This window comes from Nonlabens sp. (genome assembly GCF_047636915.1).
In the GTDB taxonomy this organism is placed as follows: Bacteria; Bacteroidota; Bacteroidia; order Flavobacteriales; family Flavobacteriaceae; genus Nonlabens.
The window spans coordinates 1-7,161 of sequence record NZ_JBLIGN010000107.1 but is presented as its reverse complement, the minus strand read 5'-3'; the positions used below and the strand labels follow the sequence as shown (position 1 = coordinate 7,161).

Genomic DNA, 7,161 nt, shown 5'->3' with positions numbered 1-7,161 from the left:
TTATCTGTTGCCGTAGGGGCTACAAGAATGATAACGCTACACTCGCCAGTTACGTCAGCAAGTGCAACGACATTTGGAGTAGGTGCTGTGACGTCATCGATGATTACATTTTGTGTTTGCGTAGACGTGTTTCCGTTACCATCATCATACGTCCAAGTGACTACGGTTATTCCATTCCCTACAATAGGTAATATCGCATCATTGGTTACGGTTACTGTAGCATTTGTACAATTATCTGTTGCTGTAGGGGCTACTAAAACAAGTATTTCACATTCTGTAATTACATCGAATGCAGGGCCATCCGGAGTGGGTGCTGTAACATCATCGATGATTACATTTTGTATTTGTGTAGAGGTGTTCCCATTACCATCATCATACGTCCAAGTGACTAGGGTTGTTCCTTGTGTTGTAATAGGTAGCATTGCATCGTTAGTAACTATTACTGTCGGCGCGCAATTATCCATTGCTGTTGGTGCAACTAAACTCGTAACACTACAGTCTGAAGTAACATCGGCTAAGACTGATACATCTGGATTAGGTGGAGTATTATCAAAAATGGTAACACTAACTATTGATGTATTTGGACAAAAACCATTAGTCGTGTATGTAATAGAATATGTTCCTTGAGTTGAATTATCTAAATCAACAACTCCAGTATTAGGGTCTATTATTAAGCCAGCAGTAGAGGTGAAAATACCACCTCCTAATCCAGAAACAACAGGAGTTGGGTCTAGTTCATTAGGACAATAAGCTGCGGCACTATAGCTAACACTAGTAGCGTTATCAAGATCTATAACTTCTGTGTCATCGCTAGCGGTATTAGAACAGCCATTTGCATCAGTAAAGGTATACGTTATCGTGTGAGTACCTACACCAGCTGCGAGAGGATCAAAAGAATAGGTCATTCCATTGCCGTCATCTGTTACGCCAGGGCCACTATATGCTCCATTTAAAGCGTTTAGGCCATGTTTAAGCAAACTTTCAAAATCAGAGTTTTCAACATCTAACAAAGTGCCGTCTTTCGTTAAGCTGATTTGGTCGATATTGAGTTGTTGACCGTTAATATTCGCCGCCATACCCGTTTCTAAACGCAGTCGTCCTGAAATCAGAGGGTCTAAAACGGTATAAGTTCGTGTCCATGTTACAAATTCTCCCTGTGATAGAGAAGGGCTTGTTTCCGATACTGGTGTTAACAAAGTAGTACCAGCATACAACCTGAGCACTGGTGGAGCGCCTATTGTGTTATCTAATCTTTGTCCAAAATCACCTGTTAATACATAGGTTACTCCTTGTTCTAGATTTTCTCCTAAGGTTTGACTCATTACTTTCTCAGAGACACCTCCACCGAAGAGGGCGCCATTCATAAATACAATCATATCCCTTTGATCAGCACTAAGAGGGAATTTTGAATTTAAATTTGCAACTCCAACGGAAGTTAAACCACTCCATGTCCAACCGACCATTTGAAGTTGGTTTCCTGTACTGCCATCGCTAAATGTTATTGTAAAAGGAGTTTCTAATAAATCTGAATTTAAACCAGTAGCTTCATTATTAACACTAAAAAGAGGAGCTGTAATTTGTGCTACTGGGCTCCCTGAACTTAATCCAGTTTGCACACCTTCATTAATACAGAAATCACTTGGCGATGTAAAGGTAACTGTTGGTAAAGCAAAAACTTCAACATCGTCACTTGCTGATGTTCCGTTGGTGTATGTTACTGTATGAGTTCCTACTCCGGCTGCTGCTGGATCAAAACTATAAGTCATTCCATTTGCATGGTCAATTACACCCGTCCCTGAATACACACCACCTGTCGGTAAGCCTCCTCCTAGTAGAGTTTGCAACCCAGCATTTATACATACATCTGTGGGTGCTGTAAAGATTGTTGTAGTTAACGTAGACTGCACATCTCCAGTAAGAGTATCAAATCCATTACCAAGACAAGAACCTCCTGGGGTATCATCAATCCAGATGCCTAAAGTAAGGTCAGGTGGGTTAGGTGTGGAAGCACTTGTGTTGTGAAAAATCAAATTAGTACCGTTGAAGAAAATGATATCATTCCCATCGTCAGCAACAAGTTCCCAACGGTTACTTCCTGTGTTCCAAGAAATGCGAAATTCGCAAAACCCAAAAGCACACGACTGATTTCCATCAAGTGGTGTAGTTTCATAAATATTTCTTCCTGTTGCATCTGTACCTACATTTGCAAAGATAAAGTCTTGATTTCCAAATAGATTATCACAACCGTTAAGCGTGATCTGTCCAAAAGAGATAGAGCCAGTAAGTATCATCAAACTGACCAATAGTGCTTTGTAAATTTTTCTCATAATTTAAGTTCTTGAAGGGAAAGTACCTTGAAGGCATATTATATATCGCATTCCTAATGAAGGTGGTCTATTCTCAAAAATCTGACTCGAACCCGTATTCCCTATCATTCCAGCATTCATAGGTATGAGTGTGCCTGTGCCGTACTCATTATCAAACACCTTAGTGTTTGCAGGTAGATGACCACTAGGATCACTACTTGATCCTACTTCTGTCACGCCATACGCTTGATGTGTATGTTGCGGTAGGTTAGTTGAATTTAAAGTAGTAGTTGCATTACCAAACCTAGCTCCTTGCGTTACAGAAGGTAAAACAGGACCGTTACCCACTCCTACAGGAACTCGCCCACGCAAATCGGGTAAAGCAAATGTAGTACGACCATCGCCGCCATAAATCGTTCCTATAAGAGAAAATAAGGCAGTGTTAGACGAAATTGATAATAACTGTCCTTCACATGATGCCCAGTCTCTAGGGGCAAAATTACCTGCAAACATTCTCACTTCTCCTATAAAGCCGGATTGAGCATTCACAATTCCCATGCCTCCTAAAAGCATAAAGGTTAAAATAAAAATTATTTGTTTCATCTTATTGTATTTTGGTTAGGTAATTAATTTTTATTGGACTTTGCAATTTACATGTACTTCGTTCCTTAATTTTACAGGTTCTACTGCGAATTTAATGAGAATCGTATTTTACCATAAACAAGTTATGCAAGAATTCACAGATCAATTCTTTGATGTAGTTTTAAATTTAGATGATACCTGGAAGGTTGATTTAATGAAAGTTGTTCAATTTTAAAATAAAAAACTGGACGATTCTATAGGTACTATTTTTTAACCAGTTAAGTTCTGGATGGATAAATACCTGAGATACATATTATATAATTCATTCCTAATGAAGGTGGTCTGTTCTCAAAAGACTGACTCGAACCCGTATTGTCTATCATTCCTGCATTCATAGGTGTGAGTGTGCCTGTGCCGTACTCATTATCAAACACTTTAGTGTTTGCAGGTAGATTACCACTAGGGTCACTACTTGATCCCACTTCTGTCACTCCATACGCTTGATGTGTATGTTGCGGTAGGTTAGTTGAATTTAAGGTAGTAGTTGCATTACCGAACCTAGCTCCTTGTGATACAGTAGGTAAACCAGAACCGTTACCCACCCCTACAGGAACTCGCCCACGCAAATCTGGTAAAGCAAATGTAGAACGACCATCGCCGCCATAAATCGTTCCTAAAAGAGAAAATAAGGCCGTGTTTTGGGAGATTGGTAATAACTGTCCTTCACATTTTGCCCAGCCTCTAGGAGCGAAGTTTCCTGCAAACATTCTCACTTCTGCCAGGAATGCATCCTGAGCATTCATACTCCCTATAGCCCCTAGAAGCATAAAGGTTATAATAAAAGTAGCTTTTTTCATGGTTGTGGTTTTATATGATGGTGCTAATTTATACCTAATGGTTGCTAAAAAAAAACTTAAGTGCCATTATTGTTTTGCCATACGTATTAATATCCATGCGGCAATGGGTATTTATACCCATTACAATGTAGGGAGATATTATTCCAAGTCGTACTTTTATTAAGTTGAGAATCTTTAGAATAGTTGATTTCCTTTAAATACGCTAAATCCTTCTAATTACTCAGTCCATAACGCCTTAAAATTTATAGACCCTAATATCCAAATTAGGATGCGAAAATACAGTCAGTTCTTATTTTTAAAACCACTGGTAGAAAATTAATTTATTGCGCTGAAAAATTTGTTTTTTGTTATAAGACTGGCTCTAGTTTTACTACGCGTTGAAGATCTGAGTTATAGAGGGTGTAGCGTTTTTATCAGTAGGCACAGTGGTTTTTTTTGTTCCGCTTTGGCGAAAGCGGCACCTATTCAAAAGGTCTCACAATTTTAGCATACTGATAAAAGACAGATGTCCATTAGAGTTAGGATACCTAGAATAGATTTCATAACTCAATTAATAAATTTTGAGCTTAGTCATTTCTTATAAAAATGCCAAAGGAAATTTATGAGACTTGTCCCCTCTTACATTTGCTCAGGGACTTCGATTCCCAATAATGTGCTGGCACTTTTTACAACAGCTGCTGTCTTGTAACACAACAACAAACGAAATTGTTTTAAGTCGGCATTAGATTCTTCTACTATTTTGGGAACATTTTGATAGAAGGAGTTGAATTCTTTTACTAATTCATACACATAATTTGCTATCAAGGCCGGGCTGTATTTATCTGCCGCAGTTTGAATCATGTTTGGAAATTGTTGTAAAGACTTGATAACTGCAGTATCCTTATCGGTCAGCTCTAGGTTTACTGCGCTGTTTAATGTACTGGCATCAAAACCGGTTTTCTTTAGAATAGATTTTATACGTGCGTGCGTATATTGAATAAAAGGCCCTGTATTTCCTTGAAAATCTACCGACTCTGCTGGATCAAATAGCATGCTTTTTTTAGGATCTACTTTCAGCATAAAATATTTTAAGGCTCCTAATCCTATCATGTTGTAAAGGCGTTCTTTTTCTGTTTCAGAAAGGCCTTCTAGTTTCCCTTGTTCTTGTGCTATAGTTTTAGCAGTTGTGGTCATTTCTTCCATCAACTCGTCTGCATCAACAACAGTTCCTTCCCGAGATTTCATTTTTCCAGATGGAAGCTCTACCATTCCGTAACTTAAATGGTGTAGGTTCTCTGCCCAATCAAAATCTAGTTTCTGTAGAATCAAAAACAGCACTTTAAAGTGGTAATCTTGCTCATTACCTACGGTATAAACCATAGAATTGATGTCGTGATCTTTTACCCGCTGGATAGCAGTTCCTATATCTTGTGTCATATAGACGGAAGTTCCATCACTACGCAATACAATTTTACGATCCAGTCCGTCTTCCGTCAAATCTATCCAAATCGAACCATCAGGATCTTTTTCAAAAACACCTTTATCCAGTCCTTCTTGAACCACATCTTTGCCTAATAAATAGGTGTTACTTTCATAGTACAAGCTATCAAAATCAACTCCTAAGTTTTTATAGGTTGTTTCAAACCCTTTGTAAACCCAGCTGTTCATTTTTTTCCAAAGTGCGACCACCTCAGCATCTCCTTGCTCCCATTTTTGAAGCATTTGTTGGGCTGCAACTAATGATGGGGCTTGCTTTTTTGCTTCTTCTTCTGTTTTACCTTGTGAAATAAGTACTTCTATTTCCTTTTTATATTCTTGATCGAATTTTACATAATAATTCCCAACCAATTTATCGCCTTTTAATCCAGTCGATTCTGGTGTTTCTCCATTGCCGTATTTCTCCCATGCCAGCATGGATTTACAGATATGAATTCCGCGATCGTTGATGATTTGGGTTTTATTTACCTGACGACCCGTTGCTTTTATGATATTTGCTACGGCATATCCTAATAGATTATTTCTAACGTGTCCTAAATGCAATGGCTTATTAGTATTAGGTGAGCTGTATTCTACCATCACACCTGGCTGCGAGGTGTCTTCTCCTTTTGTACCATAAACCTCATCACTTAGAATGCGGTTAAAATCAATCAAAAAAGCCGGTGCGGAAACTGTGATATTCAAGAATCCTTTGATTACCTCGATCTCTGTTATTAAGTCTGTATTTTCTTTAATATGGGCTCCAATTTGCCCACCTATTACTGCTGGATTGCCTTTTATATGACGCAACATAGGGAAAACCATAATGGTATAGTCTCCGTTTTGATCCTTTCGCGTAAGCGTAATCTCCACATTTTCTAAGTCTATAGAAAAAATAGATTTCACGGCTTCTTTAGTAATTTTTTCCAGTTGTTGAAACAGCGTCATAAGTAAACATATAAGCCTGCAAAGATAAGGATTATGAAAGGCTTTAGATATTCAACGAACTAATACAAACTTGTCTTTATATTTCTTATAATAATAACTGGTTCCGAATCTAACTTTACTGTATGTTACACAATGTCTCTTATAACAATCCGAAAATTGAGCGCAAAATCACTGAAGAAGTAGGAGGTATTCTCACTCTAAAAGAGCGCTGGAATTTAAAAGGGTCTGGGTCACCTAAACTTTTTATTACCAGCACCAGCATACAAATTCACAACCTTATGGTGCTCGATATAAATATCAACTGCTGCAATGTGGAGATCAGACAAAATGGAATCATCGTTAGGTTCCGGTCTTTACTAGAGACGTATGCGTTGCCTATTCCCTATTATAAACTGACCATTTACAAAGGTCGTGCTCAAGAATACAGTATTCATCGAGATAATTACTTTATAAAAGTAAAGGCAGACCACAAGCGGGTTCACAAGTTCTTTGATAAATTATCTCAATTAAAATTAGATCAAGGATTTGATTATGTGGATGATCTTTAAATAAATAAAAGGGATCAAAGGATTCTTTTAGTATCTTTTGCTCATGATTAAAAAACTTCTTTTATTTTGTTCTATAATTTTGTTGACTGCTTGTCACACTGATGACGCGGCTCAACAAGACCCTTCAGATTTAGCTCCTTTTTACAAAGGTATGGACCTGTCTTTTCTTCCTGAAAATGAGCAATTAGGAGTTGTCTTCAAAGATGAAAATGATAGAAATATTACAGATAACTATGATTATCTAGCCAGTCGCGGTGTAAATTTAATACGCATCAGGCTGTGGGTTAGTTCTTCCAATGCATCCTACAGTTTAGAGAATTTAAAAGCCCAAGTGTTACAAGTAAAAGCAGCGGGAATGGATTACTTGCTGGACTTCCATTATTCAGATACTTGGGCAGACCCTGGCTCACAAGAAATTCCATTTATTTGGCTACATCAAACCGATCAAGAGCTACTAACGACAGT

Annotated in this window: 5 protein-coding genes and 1 pseudogene; 2 read left to right on the top strand and 4 right to left on the bottom strand. The window is 38.0% G+C overall.

What is annotated here, in order from left to right; all coding sequences use genetic code 11:
- The 4 genes and pseudogenes from ACJAT0_RS11830 to argS all read right to left on the bottom strand — a co-directional run.
- A pseudogene (locus ACJAT0_RS11830) lies at positions 1–2,327 on the bottom strand (hypothetical protein); the annotation flags it as partial.
- A 3-nt stretch (positions 2,328–2,330) separates the two neighbouring features.
- Entirely contained in the window at positions 2,331–2,909 is a 579-nt protein-coding gene (locus tag ACJAT0_RS11825; RefSeq protein WP_415181821.1) for a phage tail protein, read from the bottom strand.
- 257 nt (positions 2,910–3,166) lie between these two features.
- Positions 3,167–3,745: a phage tail protein gene (locus ACJAT0_RS11820; protein WP_415181820.1), complete on the bottom strand. Its 579-nt coding sequence runs from the start codon at positions 3,743–3,745 to the stop codon at positions 3,167–3,169.
- Positions 3,746–4,363: 618 nt separating this feature from the next.
- Positions 4,364–6,148, bottom strand: coding sequence for an arginine--tRNA ligase (gene argS / locus ACJAT0_RS11815; protein ID WP_415181819.1), 1,785 nt, complete (start codon positions 6,146–6,148; stop codon positions 4,364–4,366).
- Between the two features lie 122 nt (positions 6,149–6,270).
- Here argS and ACJAT0_RS11810 point away from each other — a divergent pair, with 122 nt between their 5' ends.
- Together ACJAT0_RS11810 and ACJAT0_RS11805 are read left to right on the top strand one after the other, a co-directional pair.
- Positions 6,271–6,696 carry a hypothetical protein gene (locus tag ACJAT0_RS11810; RefSeq protein ID WP_415181818.1) on the top strand — a complete coding sequence of 142 codons (426 nt, stop codon included), beginning with the start codon at positions 6,271–6,273 and terminating at the stop codon, positions 6,694–6,696.
- Between the two features lie 43 nt (positions 6,697–6,739).
- Positions 6,740–7,161, top strand: a 422-nt coding sequence (locus ACJAT0_RS11805; protein WP_415181817.1) for a glycosyl hydrolase 53 family protein, incomplete at its 3' end; no start/stop codon positions are given.